The 14080-nt window shown below is 70.5% G+C and carries 13 protein-coding genes; 7 read left to right on the top strand and 6 right to left on the bottom strand.

Going from position 1 to position 14080, the window contains the following annotated elements; all coding sequences use genetic code 11:
* Positions 1 to 16: 16 nt before the first annotated feature.
* Both DEJ31_RS08685 and DEJ31_RS08680 read right to left on the bottom strand, forming a co-directional pair.
* Positions 17 to 1345: a sugar ABC transporter substrate-binding protein gene (locus DEJ31_RS08685; RefSeq protein ID WP_110902807.1), complete on the bottom strand. Its 1329-nt coding sequence runs from the start codon at positions 1343 to 1345 to the stop codon at positions 17 to 19.
* Positions 1346 to 1385: 40 nt separating this feature from the next.
* Positions 1386 to 2531 carry an ROK family transcriptional regulator gene (locus tag DEJ31_RS08680; protein WP_111121658.1) on the bottom strand — a complete coding sequence of 382 codons (1146 nt, stop codon included), beginning with the start codon at positions 2529 to 2531 and terminating at the stop codon, positions 1386 to 1388.
* 216 nt (positions 2532 to 2747) lie between these two features.
* Between DEJ31_RS08680 and DEJ31_RS08675 the strand changes: the two genes are divergently transcribed.
* Positions 2748 to 3653, top strand: a complete 906-nt coding sequence (locus DEJ31_RS08675; RefSeq protein ID WP_111121657.1) for an ROK family protein — start codon at positions 2748 to 2750, stop codon at positions 3651 to 3653.
* 168 nt (positions 3654 to 3821) lie between these two features.
* Here DEJ31_RS08675 and DEJ31_RS08670 read toward each other — a convergent pair whose 3' ends face one another.
* The gene (locus DEJ31_RS08670) at positions 3822 to 4379 is read right to left on the bottom strand and encodes a MarR family winged helix-turn-helix transcriptional regulator (protein ID WP_111121656.1); all 558 of its coding nucleotides are present in this window, start codon (positions 4377 to 4379) and stop codon (positions 3822 to 3824) included.
* Between the two features lie 320 nt (positions 4380 to 4699).
* On the opposite strand from DEJ31_RS08670, the gene DEJ31_RS17580 reads away from it, so the two are divergent.
* On the top strand, positions 4700 to 4825 hold the full coding sequence (locus tag DEJ31_RS17580; protein WP_258366233.1) for a hypothetical protein: 126 nt from the start codon (positions 4700 to 4702) through the stop codon (positions 4823 to 4825).
* A gap of 125 nt (positions 4826 to 4950) precedes the next feature.
* Complete coding sequence (locus DEJ31_RS08665) at positions 4951 to 5478, top strand: hypothetical protein (RefSeq protein WP_111121655.1); 528 nt, start codon at positions 4951 to 4953, stop codon at positions 5476 to 5478.
* A gap of 13 nt (positions 5479 to 5491) precedes the next feature.
* Here DEJ31_RS08665 and DEJ31_RS08660 read toward each other — a convergent pair whose 3' ends face one another.
* Positions 5492 to 6070 (bottom strand): TetR/AcrR family transcriptional regulator, encoded by a 579-nt coding sequence (locus DEJ31_RS08660; protein ID WP_110902812.1) that lies wholly within the window; start codon positions 6068 to 6070, stop codon positions 5492 to 5494.
* Positions 6071 to 6158: 88 nt separating this feature from the next.
* On the opposite strand from DEJ31_RS08660, the gene DEJ31_RS08655 reads away from it, so the two are divergent.
* The gene (locus DEJ31_RS08655) at positions 6159 to 7040 is read left to right on the top strand and encodes an SDR family oxidoreductase (RefSeq protein ID WP_111121654.1); all 882 of its coding nucleotides are present in this window, start codon (positions 6159 to 6161) and stop codon (positions 7038 to 7040) included.
* Between the two features lie 195 nt (positions 7041 to 7235).
* Positions 7236 to 8693, top strand: coding sequence for a sugar porter family MFS transporter (locus DEJ31_RS08650; RefSeq protein ID WP_111043583.1), 1458 nt, complete (start codon positions 7236 to 7238; stop codon positions 8691 to 8693).
* An 85-nt stretch (positions 8694 to 8778) separates the two neighbouring features.
* On the opposite strand, the gene DEJ31_RS08645 is transcribed toward DEJ31_RS08650, so the two are convergent.
* Together DEJ31_RS08645 and DEJ31_RS08640 are read right to left on the bottom strand one after the other, a co-directional pair.
* The gene (locus tag DEJ31_RS08645) at positions 8779 to 10545 is read right to left on the bottom strand and encodes a hypothetical protein (protein WP_111121653.1); all 1767 of its coding nucleotides are present in this window, start codon (positions 10543 to 10545) and stop codon (positions 8779 to 8781) included.
* A 303-nt stretch (positions 10546 to 10848) separates the two neighbouring features.
* A complete protein-coding gene (locus DEJ31_RS08640; RefSeq protein ID WP_111121652.1) occupies positions 10849 to 11901 on the bottom strand; it encodes a BLUF domain-containing protein in 1053 nt (350 codons plus the stop codon).
* Positions 11902 to 12120: 219 nt separating this feature from the next.
* Here DEJ31_RS08640 and DEJ31_RS08635 point away from each other — a divergent pair, with 219 nt between their 5' ends.
* A complete protein-coding gene (locus DEJ31_RS08635) occupies positions 12121 to 12717 on the top strand; it encodes a hypothetical protein (RefSeq protein ID WP_111121651.1) in 597 nt (198 codons plus the stop codon).
* A gap of 42 nt (positions 12718 to 12759) precedes the next feature.
* Positions 12760 to 14079, top strand: coding sequence for an alpha/beta hydrolase (locus tag DEJ31_RS08630; protein ID WP_111121650.1), 1320 nt, complete (start codon positions 12760 to 12762; stop codon positions 14077 to 14079).
* Position 14080: the final 1 nt, after the last annotated feature.

Here is a 14080-nt window from a genome sequence, read left to right as displayed (position 1 = left end):
GGTCGAGGAGTGCGGCCTACTCCTTGTTGAGCGTGGAGTCGGCTGCCTTGTCGAAGGTCGCGGCGGCTTCCTCCGGGGTCTTCGAGCCGGAGACGATGCTCGAGAACAGGTTGTTGATGCTCTGGTCACCCTCGAGGTCGGCCCACCGGGAGTTCGCCGGCGTGGCCTTCGAGTTCAGCGCTGCCGTGAAGAAGCCCTTGTTGATGTCACTGAGCGTCGAGTCGGCGGCCTTGATGCCGTCGGTGCTGTTCGGGATCCAGCCGTTGTCGCCGTACACGTACTTGCTCTGCATCTCCGGGCCGGACGCGATCTTCACCCACTGCAGGGCCAGGTCGGTGTTCTTCGACTTGGCGGCGACACCCCAGTCGGAGCCGCCGAGCATCACCGGCTGGGTCTTGCCGGACTTGCCCGGGAACGGGAAGGTGCCGAGCTTGTCCGCCGTCATCTCGGGGTTCGCCTGCTCGACGAGCCCGAGCGTGCCGCTGGTGCTGAGGATCGCCGAGGCCTTCTCGTCGGCGAAGACCTGGTTCATGTCGGGGCTGTCGGTGTTGAGCGTCGCGGAGGCCTTCGAGGAGTAGTCGTTCGCGAACTCCTTGAAGTCCGCCAGACCCTGCTGCGCCTTCGCGTCGCCGAAGCCGGCCTTCCAGGTGCCGTCCTGCTCGGTCGCGATCTCGCCGCCCGCGTCCCAGACGAACTGCATGCCGGCGTACCAGTACTGACCGGGCATGTAGAACGCGGAGAAGTCGCTGGCGGTGTTCTTCGCCTTGACCTTGTCGAGGTCAGCGGTGAGCTCCTCGTACGTGGTCGGGGCCGTGGTGATGCCGGCGTCGGCCCACATCTGCTTGTTGTAGATGACCGATCGGGCACCGGCGAACCCGGGGACGCCGTACAGCGAGCCGTCGACGGTCGCCGGGTCCGAGAGCCCACCGAGCCAGGTCTGCCCCTGAGCGAGGTCCTTCTTGTACGGCGTCAGGTCCAGGAGCGCCCCGTTGGCGGCGTAGCTCGCGACCTGGGTGTTGCCGAGGTCCAGGACGTCCGGCGGGGTGTTCGTCGCCAGGGCTGTGGAGATCTTCGTCGTGATGCCGTCCCACTGCTGGATCTGGACCTTGACCTTCGCGCCGGTCTTCGCCTCGAACTCCTTGTTGATCGCGGCGATCGTCTTGTCCGAGTAGTCGCCGGTCATGGCCCACACGGTCAGCGTCTTGCCGTCGCCCTTGACGTCGGCGACGTCCTTGGTCCCGCCGCCGCCCCCGCTGCCGGCGTTGCCGGCGCTGGAGCAGGCCGTCAGGCCCATGGCGAGGGTCAGGGCCACGGCAGTTGCTGCCGCGAACTTCTTCGTACGCATTGCTTCTCCTTGGTGGTCGTTCTGCTGTGTCGGTGTCGGGTCAGCTCACGCCGAGCTCCGCGGCGAGCAGGAAGGCTGCTCCGCCCCGGAGGATCAGGTCGCTGTTGGTGGAGGTTGCGGTCACGGAGAGGTCGTTGCCGACGCTCGCGAGGGTCCGTGCCGTGGCCGTCACGCGGACGGCCTGGATGAAGGGGCCCTGGACGAGGTCGGCGGGGCCGGTGACGACGATCTCGGTGATGTTCACCGCGCTGATGATGGGCGCGAGGACACCGCCGAGGGTGCTGCCGGCGGAGCGCAGGACCTCGTCGCGGTCGTCGGGCGACGCAGCGATCCGGCGGGTCAGGTGTTCGGCGCCGATGAGGACCTCGAGGCAACCGCGACGACCGCACAGGCAGGGTTCGCCGTCCTCGTCGATCGTCAGGTGTCCGATCTCACCGGCGGCGAACCGCTCGCCGAGGACCAGACGGCCACCGAGCACCATGCCCGTGCCGACACCGTGCTCGAGTGCGACGACGAGCAGGTCGTTGCCGGGCTCGACCTCGAAGGCGTGCACGCCGAGGGCCGCGGTGTTGGCGTCGTTGAGCACGTGCACGGGCAGCCGGAAGTGCTCGGTGAGCTGTTCCTGCAGCGGCAGGCCGGCGCCGAGGGCCACGGAGTGCAGCACGGTGCCCGCGGCGTCGATGACCCCGGGGCAGCCGACCGCGATGCCGAGCAACCGGCGGGTGGTCATCGTGGTGAGGCGTTCCACCAGCCGGATGATGCGGACGACGGCCTGTTCCCCGGTGGCGCCGTCGACCTCGATCTTCGCGCTGTTCACGACGTCGCCGCGGAGGTTCGTGACGGCGCCGACGAAGTGGTCGGGGAGCGACAGGTCGACGACGACGATGTGGAAGGCGTCGACGTTGAGGTTGATGAGGGTCGCGGGTTTGCCGACCCGCAGGTCCTCCCGCGGGCCGAGCTCGGTGACGAGCGCGTCGGCCTCGAGCTCCGCCACGAGTCCGCTGACCGTCGGGCGGGTGAGGCCCGACTGCCGGGACAGGTCGGCGCGGCTCATGGCCCCGTCGGTGAAGAGCGTCTGCAGGATCAGCGAGCGGTTGTGGGCCCGGCTGTGCTGTGGGAGCGCCTTGCTGCGCGGGCGTCGGAGCTGCGCGCCGAAGGCGGTCTGTGCGTCCGTCTCGTTCGGCATCAGATCTCCTCCCTCCGAGCGGTTGCCTTAGTAAAGGACCGTTCCTAATCGCCTGTCAAGACCCGATCTGCAGCCGTAACAAGCGCGTGATCTGGCGGAAACAGGCGGAAGTCACTGCTTGCCACGGATGCGTAAGGCGTGTTTACTAACCCGCATGCGCAGCCCAGACGCCGCGTCCTCGACGCCGAGGCCGGACACCCCGACGACCGGTCCCCGATGAGGATCGGCCTGGACATCGGCGGGACGAAGATCGACGCCGTCGCGGTCGCTCCGACCGGGGAGACCGTCGACCGGGTCCGCGTGGCGACCGGCTTCGGTGCCGAGACGGTGGTCGCGAACACGCTGCAGGTGATCGACTCGCTGCGGGCACGGACCGGCACGACACCGACCGCGGTCGGCATCGGGATCCCCGGGCTCATCGACCACGAGACCGGCTGGGTCCGCCACGCGGTGAACCTCGGGCTGTCCGAGGTCGCGCTCGGCCCGCTCGTCGCCGACCACGTCGGGCTGCCCGTGCAGGTGGAGAACGACGTCAACGTCGCGGCACTCGGCGCGGCGCAGGCGATGCACCTCGACGGCCCGCACGCCTACCTCAACATCGGCACGGGGTTGGCCGCCGGCATCGTGGTGGACCGCCGGCTCTGGCGTGGAGCCCGCGGGAACGCCGGCGAGGTCGGCCACATCCCGGTGCTCGCCGACGGCCCCGTGTGTGTGTGCGGGCAGCGCGGCTGCCTGGAGACCGTCGCGTCCGGCTCGGCACTCGCCACCGCCTGGCCCGGGCACCCGGGCAGCACCGCCACGAGCGTGTTCGACAGTGCGGATGACGGCGACCCGGCGGCGACCGCCGTGCGGGACCGCTTCGTCGGCGGCGTCGCCTCGGCCGTCCGGATCCTCGTGGTCACCGCCGACGTCGAGTCCGTCGTCATCGGCGGTGGGCTCGCCGCCCTCGGCCAGCGCCTCCTCCTGCCCCTGCGTGCGGACTTCGACGAGGCCGCACGCTCCTCCCCCTTCGTCGCGTCGCTCGGCCTGTCGTCACGCGTGCTCCTCGCGCCCCTCGACCAGCCGCTCGCCGCACTCGGCGCCGCTTTCCTGGCTCCCGAGTCAGCCGTGACGGCCGCCTGACGCGAGGGGCGGGACCCGGCCGAGCCGGGCCTCCCGTCGCGTCGAGTCGGGGACAGTGGCGGGCGGGGCGCGTGTACTTGCCCGCGAAAGCGACAGATCAGCGCGGACCGCACGCGCACATCTGTCGCTTTCGCGGGGTGGACCGAGCAGCGCCACTCGGCGCCGGGGTCAGTGGTGTGCGGTCAGCGCCACGGCCCCGGCGCTGCGGGCGTCGTCGGGCACGAGGTCGCCGGTCGCTGCGTCGTCCATCGCGGCGGTCATCTCCGCGAAGAACGCGCTCATCTCCGTGAGGGTCGTGGCTGACAGCCGGTCCGCCGCTGCGATCATCCGGGCGTGGACCCCGGTCAGGTGCGACCGGACGGTGTCGTCGCCGTTGTCGGTGGCGACGAGCACGAACCCGCGACCGTCGCTCGGGTCGGCGCGGCGTTCGACGTGGCCGGCGGCGACGAGTCGCTTCACCAGGGCCGTGGTCGACGCGGTCGTGATCCCGAGGTGCTCCGCCAGGCCGGTCGGCTTCACCACGGTGCCGCGCTGCCGGGCCTGGAGCAGGTGGCGGACGGCGGCCATGTCGGTCGGGCCGAGCTGCATGGTGTCGCGGGTGCGCTGCCGCATGGCGACCTCGGCGGACCGGTAGCGGCGCATCGCGTTGAGGAGTTCCACGCCGGTCTTCGTTGAGCGGTCGGGGTACCAGTACCCGGAGTCGTCGTAGGTCCTCGCGTCGGCCATGGGGTCCCACCTCGTCCTCGGCCACTGGGCGCAGCCGATCCCCCAGGACTACCAGCACGGCGGGTTGGCGGGTCCAGCGCCTCCGCGGGCTTGTCCCCCGGTCGCCCGGCCGGTCCTGCCACGGCGAGACGCCCCCGTCTGTGTGGAACGCCCCGGGGACGGCCGAGACGCCGCAGGGATCGGCGGCGTCCCGGCACGATCGCGGCGTCTCGCCGGGACACGGGCGTCTCCGCTGGACGTACCCCGTGAACCACACCGGAGCGGGAATGCGCGCAGGGCTGCGCGTGTACAGATCATCACCTCGACGAAAGGAGTCCGCCGTGATCGACGACGACCGCACCCCAGGCCAGCGCACCGACGTGGCCCAGCACCCGCAGTTCCGACTGCAGGACGACGAACCGACGGGCTTCGGCCGCTGGCTCGGACTCATCAACGCCGGAGACTGAGCTCTCCGGGCGCGACCACGACACAGACGGGAGGCCCGTCACCGGTCCACGAGACCGGTGACGGGCCTCCTGTGTGTTGTCCCGGCGACCGGCGGCACGTCCGCTCACGCGCGTACGGTCGGAGCGTGCACGGCATCGGTGAGATCGACGAAGCCGGGCGGCTCCGGCTGCTCGGCAGCGCGGCGGCTGGTGCGGGCTTCGCGCTCGTGTTCACCATGCTCGTCCTGTCGTCGTTCCAGACCGCGACCCCGCAGGTGCTCGTGACCGTCGGACTGCCCGCAGCCCTGGTCGGTGCCGCGGTCGCCGGCTGGTTGCAGCTGCGGTCGTGGCGGGTCGACGGCGGCTACGAGAACGTCGTGATGGTCCAGCGCTGGGTGACCGAACGGCACGTGCCGAGCGGGGTGCCCGCCGAGATCTGGGTCCCGCGACTGCAGGCCCAGGCCGACCAGCAGACCGCAGGATGGGGCAAGATCGTGCTCGCTGTGTTCTGGAGTGCGATGACCTGGTCGATGCGCGACCAGCACGGCACCGTGATCACACTGCTGCTGCTCGGGCTGTGGGCCGGCCTCGCGCTGTGGAGTGCGCTGTGGGTGATCCCGCGCTCTCGGGTGGCACGCGACATGCTGCGGCAGGGCGTCGTCGCCCGCGACTGAGTCGTGGCTGCGATCAGCCGAGGGCCGCCGTCGCGGCCCGGAGCTCCTGCAGGACCTCGAGCGCGTGGCGTGCCAGCCCGTCGTCGTCGCTCCGCTCGCCCTCTGACCAGCGGGCGTAGCCCTGCTTGAACGCCAATACCCCCATCTCACTGGCCAGGTGGGCCGTCGTCTCGGGCACCCCGCGTTCGAGCAGCGCCGTGGTCATCGCGGCCGCCATGCCGACGCTCTTCAACGCGTCGCGCTCCTGCAGTTCGGTGCTCGCCGCGACGGCGGCCTTCAGTCGTGGCCCGAGTTCGCGGTTCCGGGGACCCATCTCGCCGGAGGCCCGCTCGAGTCCGGCGGCGACAGCCTCCAGGGGGCTCGCGTCGGCCGGGGCCCCGGTGATCCCTTCGGCGAGCAGGCGGCTCAGGGTCTCCTGCCCGGCGACGAGCAGCTCGCGCTTGTCGGGGAAGTGCCGGAAGAAGGTGCTCTTCGTGACACCGGCACGCTCGGCGATCTCCGTCACGGTCGTCGCGTCGTAGCCCTGCTCAGTGAACAGGTCGACGGCGGCGATGACGAGTCGATCCCGTGCCCCTGGTTCCCATCGCGCCATGGTCCGATCCTAGCCGATGGGACAATTGTCCCATCGCGGGTCTACAGTGACGGTACACATGTCCCATCACTCGACTCGAGGAGTCCCCATGCACGTCTTCGTCACCGGTGGCACCGGCACGATCGGCACCGCCGTCGTCGCCGAGCTGCTCGCCCACGGCCACACCGTCCTCGGGCTCGCCCGCTCGGATGCCTCCGCCACCGCCCTCGAGACCGCCGGTGCCGAGGCCCTGCGCGGCTCCCTCACCGATCTCGACGTCTTGCGTGACGGCGCCACCCGCACCGACGGGGTCATCAGCCTCGCGTTCAGCCGCGACTACGGCAGCGCCGACGCACTCGAGCAGGGACTGACCGAGGAACGTGAGGCGATGGCGACCCTCGGTGCCGCACTGATCGGGACGGACAAGCCGCTCGTCACCGTCTCGGGCACCCCGTGGGTGAACGGGCGTGCCTCGACCGAGGCCGACCCGCTGCCGATCGAGGGGCCGGTCGCGAGCCGCGCGGTCGCCGTCAACGACCTGCTCGCACTGTCGTCGCAGGGCGTCCGCACCTCCGCCGTCCGGATGCCCCGCACGGTCCACGAGGACGGGCAGGGCGGGTTCGCCGGGCTGCTCACCCAGGCCGCGCGGAGGACCGGGGTCGCCGGGTACCCGGGTGACGGCCAGCAGCGCTGGCCCGCCGTGCACGCCCGCGACGCCGCTGCGCTCTTCCGGCTCGCGCTCGAGTCCGCACCCGGCGGCACCGCATGGCACGCCGTCGCCGACGAGGGTGACCGGGTCGTCGACATCGCGACCGTGGTCGGTCGTCGCCTCGGCCTGCCGGTCGAGTCCGTGCCGGACGACACGTTCGGGCCGTTCGGGCCGATCTTCGCCATGGACCAGCCGTCGTCCAGCGTGCACACCCGGCAGGCGCTCGGGTGGGAGCCGACGCACCCGTCCCTACTCGAGGACCTCGAGGCGCTGCAGCCCTGACGGACCGCGCACGACGACGGACGGGAGGCGCTCCATCAGCTGGTGGGGAGCCTCCCGTCCGTCCACCCGCCACTGCGCTGCCCGGACGTGCCCGGCACGGCGCGATCCGTACAAGCTCCTCGTCCACTCGCCCCACCCCGTCTACCGTGACCGCCGGTCCGGCGCGTGCCGGACGCGGCGAGGTGGAGGGCGCAGATGACGAACACGACGAGCACCGAGGACCAGGTCGCCGGTGTCCCTCCGACGGTCCCGGACGACGACGGCGGTGCGGAGCAGGCCCGCACCACGCGGCACCACGTCACGCGCGTCGCGTTCATCGCCGCACTCGGCGGGTTGCTCTACGGGTACGACACCGGCGTGATCTCGGGCACCCTCATCGAGATCGGCAAGGAGTTCTCGATCGGCTCGGCCGTCAAGGAGTTCATCACCGCGTCCATCCTCGTCGGCGCGATCCTGGGCGCCTTCCTGACCGGTCCGGTCTCGGCACGGATCGGCCGACGCCGCACGATCCTGCTCATCGCCGCGGTCTTCATCCTCGGCGTCCTGTTCGCCGCGGTGTCGCCGAGCCCGGTGTTCCTCGTGCTCAGCCGGCTCTTCCTCGGCCTGGCGGTGGGCGGGTCGACGCAGACGATCCCGACGTACATCGCCGAGATCGCGCCGGGGTCGCGGCGCGGGAGCCTGGTGACGGTGTTCAACTGCGCGATCGGCGTCGGGATCCTGGCCGCGGCGCTCGTTGGGGTGACGCTCAACGGTGTCGTGTCATGGCGGTTCATGATCGGCGTCGCCGCGGCCCCCGCGATCGTGCTGCTGCTCGGGATGCTGCGGTTGCCGGAGAGCCCGCGGTGGTTCGTCTCCCAGGACCGCGTCGGGCCGGCACGCCAGGTGCTGCGATGGCTGCGGCCGACCCACCGCGCAGCCGAGGACGAACTCGACGAGATCCGGCGACTCGACGACGCCGAACCGGACTCGCGCTCGGGGCAGTGGGCGCAGCTCCGGAAGCCCTGGGTCCGTCCCGCGCTCGTGGCGGGCCTGATCGTGGCCGCGTTCACACAGCTGACCGGCCTCGAGATGATGATCTACTACACGCCGACGATCCTGACGGACGCGGGCTTCCCGCACGTCTACTCGCTCTGGGCCAACGTCGGCGTCGGGGTCGTCTACCTGCTGATGACCTTCGTCGGGTCGCGGATCGTCGACCGGGTCGGCCGCCGACGGCTGACGCTCGTCATGCTGCCGGGAGCCGCACTGAGCATCGGTGCCTTCGGCGTGCTGTTCTTCGTGCAGGGCGGCAAGCCCTCCCCCGTGCTGACGATCGTGCTGATCCTGCTGTTCATGTTCTTCCAAGCCGGCGGCATCCAGGTCGTCGGATGGCTGATCGGCTCCGAGATGTACCCGCTGCGGGTGCGTGCCGCGGCGACGAGCCTGCACGCGATGGTGCTGTGGGGTGCCGACCTGCTCGTGACCTCGACGGCACTGACGCTGACCGGGTGGATCGGGCTCGGCGGCACGATGCTCGTCTACGCAGCCCTCAACGTGCTCGGGTGGGTACTCGTGTTCCTGCGGGTGCCGGAGACGAAGGGGCGCTCGCTCGAGCAGATCGAACAGTCGCTGCGTGACGGGACGTTCCTGCCGCGGTCGTCGAAGCGGTCCTGACCGACGCACCACGAGACGGACGGGAGGCCCGGTGTCAGCTGCACCGGGCCTCCCGTCCGTCAGGTGGTCGCGTCGCGACCGCGGGTCAGTTGTAGCTGGCCACCCGGTTCGGCGCGGTGTTGCCCGCCGGGGTCGGGACGGCACCGCCGACGCCGTTGATGACGCTCGAGATGGTGCCGACGTCACCGAGGGACACCGTGACCAGGCCGTGCGCCTTCACGCCGGCCGTCTGCGGGACCTCGAAGGCGCGGTCGGCGTGCACCGACTTGTTGGTGTTGAAGAAGCAGTAGACGCCACCGCCCCAGATCTCGTGCTTGGTGACGGTCGACGCCACCTTGTAGGCCGCGTACCCGGCGCCGGTCGGGCTCTGCCACGAGGCGTTGTCCGGCACGTCGTACGGCATCTCGTTCTGGAAGAAGATCGTCCGGCCGTTGTTGCCGTTCCACTGCACTTCGTACTTCTGGTAGTGCTCGACGAAGAGGCCGGTGGCCAGGACGTCGTTGCCGTTCACCTCGACACCGGTCGCGCCGGTGTTGACCGTCCAGCCCGTGGCGGCTCCGCCGTGGTCGGCGCGCCAGGCCCAGATGTGGTCGACGAGGGTGTCGTCGGCGTTCACCTGCAGCGTCGTCGTCGCCCTGCCCTGGATGCTCGAGCCGACGCGGAAGAACACGTCCTGGATGCTCTGCGGGTCGGCCGCGTGGTCGACGTGCGACCCGCTGGTGCCGAGACGGAGCAGCTGCGCGCTGTTCTGCGTTCCGGCGTCGACGACGAGGTTCGAGACGTTCACGCCGGCGACGTCGGACGAGGTCAGCACGGCGTTGCCCCGCGTCGGGACGAGCGTCGGGAAGCCGATGCCGGTGACGACCGTGTCGGCCCGCGTGATGTTCAGCGCGGAGTCGAGCTGGTAGGTGCCGGGCGTGAAGAACAGGTTGAGCCCCTGCGCCAGCGCACTGTTGATCGTCGCCGCCGAGTCGCCCGGGTGCGCGACGTAGAAGTTCCGCATCGGGATGTCGGTGCCGCCGGTGTTCGGCCAGGTGACGCCGCTCGAGTTCTGCTTGAGCGACGGCACGAAGACGTGGTACTTGTCCGACGAGTCGATGTACAGGTACGGCTTCTCGCGGGTCGTCGGCGTTGTGGCGAGCGTCGTGTAGCTCTTCGAGAAGTCGTTCGCCGGAGCGCCCTGCACGCCCGAGAACGTCATGTTCCAGTTGCCGCCCTGCCACGAGCCGAGCGTGGAGTTGCGGGTGTACCACTGCTGCTGTGAGCCCGAGGTGACGGTGCCGTCGACCTTGCTGTCCGCGATGTACCCGCCGGACGAGTAGCCCTGGCCGCCGTCCTGGTTCGACGGACCCATGGTCAGGTTGCCCTTGATGTGCACCCGGCGCATCGGCGCCGCCTGCGACACCGCCCAGCGGTCGGTGCCGCCCTCGGGCACGATCGCCAGGTTCTCGACCGAGCGCCAGAAGTTCTGCGTGGCGTTCGACTCGTCGCCGGCGTTCCACCCCGAGTCCACGTTGACCGCGCCGTTGATCGTGACGTCGTCGGGGTTCTTCCCCAAGCCCGCGACCGAGGTGTAGAACCCCAGGTTCGCCCACACCCGGCCGTAGTTGCCGGGCTTGAACATGAAGGCGTACCGCTGCGATCCGAACTGTGCGGTGGTGCTGCGCAGCTGCGAGTTGAACGCCGCGTCGACGTCCGCCTGGATCGTCGACGTCGGCGTCGAAGGGCTGTAGACCTTGACGCTGCTGCCGAAGTCCGGGGTGTCGCTCGTCGTGACCGCCTGGGCCGAGATCGCCGGGACCAGCGCCCCCACGACGCCGGCACTCACGGCGAGGGCGACGAGGCTTCTCATCCGTCGTTGCATGATGCTCGATTCATGACCGGTGCGGCCCCGTTGCCGCACGGTCGCGACGCTAGACCCGATCCGACATGCTCCGCAGTCGGACGAACGGCGGACAAGTGCCGGTCCCCGGACGAACGCGTTCGGCCGCCTGATCACCACCCGAAGGCGACCAGACGGCCGGCTCACCACCCTGGGTGAGAGAGCAGAGCGCAGATACCCGGTCCGCGCCCTGGAGCCATCATGGCGGAACCGGGAGTGCTCCACCGCCCCCACTCCACGGCTAGACCGTTCCGTCGGCCTGGTGGTCGGCGCTCAGCGGGTGGGGGTGACCGGGATGTCCCAGTACGTCGGCTGCTCGTACTGCTCGGACCAACCGCGGCGCATCCGGGCGGCCGCACGGTCGAACGCGTCGACCGGGTCCGTGTCCGGCGTCAGCAGCGCCTGCAGCCGGAGCCCGTCGTAGAGCGCCAGGAGCTGCTGCGCACCCCGCTCCGGGTCCATCGTGGCGGGCTCGCGGCCGTCTCGGACGTCCGCGGCCAGCGCCGTCCGGATCGTCTGCCGGAACTGCAGGTACACCGACCGGTAGTAGTCGGCACCGTCGACGGTCGGGTCGGTGGCAGCGCCGAGGATCGAGGCGAGCAGACGCATCAGGCCCGGCTCTTCGACGTGCGCGGCGAGCAGCGCGTGCAGGAACGCGACCGTGCCGCGCTCGGTGATCATCGGCAGGAGCGGCGCCGAGACCGCCAGGCTCCAGCGCTCGACGGTCGCGGCGAGCAGGGCGTGCCGGTTCGGGAAGAGCCCCTCGATCTCGGCGACGCGCATGCCGCACCGCTCGGCGACCGCCTCGGTGGAGAAGGCGGCCGTGCCGGCGTCGTGCAGCACCGCGATCGCGCCGTTCAGGACCCGCGTGCGCGGGGCTTCGGCGTCCGCCGGGTCCTGGCTCGTCAGCGGAGCGAGGGGGTGCTTGCGGAACCACTCCAGCAGCGCGCGGGCTCGGGACGCGCCGAACTCCGCGTCCGTCGGCCGCTGCGTGTCGAACAGGTCGCTGAAGCCCGGGACCTCGCGCATCAGCGGGTCGAGGGGCTGGAACGCCATCGACCAGTCCGGGAACGAGCGCTGCTGCACCGGGTCGTCGCAGAGCACCCGGACGTTGGTGTGGCGCGGGTCGAGGCGGATCTGCTCGAGGCGCTCGTGGACGACGTCGTCCTCGCCCTCGATGATGCCGATGCAGTTGGCGTCGCGGTGCGCGAGCATGCCGGTGATGCCGAGCCGGGTGTTCTTCTCGCGTCCCACTGCCAGGATCTGCGCGAGTTCGGAGTCCGAGATCGGTCGGGTCTGCGTGCTGGTGTAGACGAGTGTGCGCACGGTCGGCCTCCCTGGTCGTGGCAGGGCGGGGTGCCCTGGAACGAGTCAAGTGCGCGACCAGTGGCGGCACCAGTCCCGTGTTCGGGTCGCGTGGGCGCGGTGGCGGCGGGACCGCCGGACGGGAGGCGCGGGCCGGCGCCGGTCCGCGCCTCCCGTCCGGAACGATGGGTACAGTCGGAAGAACGAGCCCGGGGCGGGCGCGCAGAGGGGGAAGACTTCGTGGGGGACATCCAGTACGACGAAGCGTCAGCCGATGCGCTCGTGCGTGCGGCGAGCGCTGCCGCTGAGCAGCTCCGCGGTCAGGGGGCGGGTCGACGGGCAGCCGTCGAGCTCGGCACCGACGACTTCGACGGCGCGTACGCCAAGCGCTTCGAGGAATCCGCGCGGATCGAGGCAGCCGACCGCCCGAAGTTGGCATCGGTACTCGACGACCTGGGCGACCAGGTGAACGACGCGACGGCGGCAGCGAAACGCGAACGAGAGCGGCGAGAGGACCTCGCGGCCTGGCAGGTACGGCAGGACGAACGCGACCGGAAGGCTGCCGAAGCACCGGTGAGCCTCTTCCCGACGCCACAGCCGCCGAGCTTCGACTTCAAGCCGTCTGAGACGCCGATCGCGCCGCCGAGCATCTCGGCCGCGTTCTCGGCACGGGCTCGGACGCGGACCGGAGGTGGCACGCCCAGCGGGAAGAGCTCCGCCGATCCCGACAACCTGCGGTCCTTCGCCAGGGACTACCGCGCTCTCGACCGGAGCACCGCGGAGAAGCAGACGACCTTGCTCAACGCTTGGCACGGCTTCACCGGCTCCTGTGGATGAGTCCGCATCTCGTCCGCGACCTTCTTCATCGGGTTCAACCGGTTGCTCGAGGAGAACGGTGAGGACTCCGCGTGGGCCGACCGGATCGCCGACGCGTTCGAACGGGCGGGAGGCCACGGGTCGCTCTCGAACGCGACGCTCGACGTGTCCGCCGCTGCCGACCTGCCCCCCGCGATGCAGCAGATGTTCGCCCCCGGCCTGACTCCGGCCGAGGTCGCCGCACTCTGGGCGAAGCTCGGCTACACGTCGGCGGACGCAGCGGACCTGAAGTCCCTCCCGCTCCCGGTACTGGGCAAGCTCGGCAACCTGGAGGGTGTCGACTACTGGGCCCGCTCGACGGCGAACCGGGTCGTGCTGAAGGCTCGGATCACCGAGGCAGCGGACGAGGTCGAAGCGCTGAAGTCGACGATCGCCTACGACAACGGCGCTGCGTGGAGTCGGGCGTCGACGAACCTCGACGCGCTGCGCAACATCGACGACTCCCTGGACAAGCACAAGCACAACGGCGACCGGTACCTGATCACCCTGACCGAGGACGTCCCACCACTCGCTGCGGTGTCCATCGGCAACCTCGACACGGCGAAGGACGTCACCTGGGCGGTTCCCGGCATGGGCTCCTCGACGACGGGCATGGATTCGTGGACGAACTCCGCGCAGAACATCTACGACCAGCAACGCAAGGGGGGCCCGGCCGACCGAGCGGTGATCGCCTGGATGGGGTACGAGGCTCCTCCCGTTCCAGTGATGTCGGGCAGCGCAGACCCAGGCGTGCTCTTCAACGGCTACGCGAAGCCGGGCGGCGACAACCTCGCTGCGTCGGTGCGCGGCCTCGATGCGGTCCGGTCCGGAGACATGCCCGTCACCAACGTCGTTGCGCACTCCTACGGGTCAACCACGTCTGCGTTCGGTCTCACGCAACCCGGCGTCCAGGTCGACACGTTCACCACGATCGGATCCGCTGGGATCCCGAACTCGATCCCGACGGCGGACGACATCCACGCCGACCACGTGTACGCGGGCCAGGCGCGCAACGTCTGGGCGATCCCCGGGGACGAGAAGGGCGACCAGTGGGCCGCGTCGGGTCGGCTGAGCCCGGTGCACAACATCGACCCCACCTCGAGCGACTTCGGTGCGACGGCGTTCGGCGCGGACGGGATCGAGGGCGATGACACGATGCGCGGGGTGAAGGACCACGGTGTCAGCACACCCGACGGCGAAGGCTACCTCGACCTCAACACCGAGTCGCTCGCGAACGTCGGGTACGCCACCACCGGACAGCCTGAACGCATGACCGCGTACGAGCCGAAGGGGTTGACCGACTTCGAGAAGTCACTCCTCGAAGAGATGATGAGAGCGCCCTGAC

Origin of the sequence: Curtobacterium sp. MCPF17_031, from assembly GCF_003234035.1 — a bacterium.
Lineage (GTDB): Bacteria > Actinomycetota > Actinomycetes > Actinomycetales > Microbacteriaceae > Curtobacterium.
The sequence above is the reverse complement of the archived record's forward strand: the minus strand, read 5'-3'. Positions and strand labels throughout refer to the sequence as shown.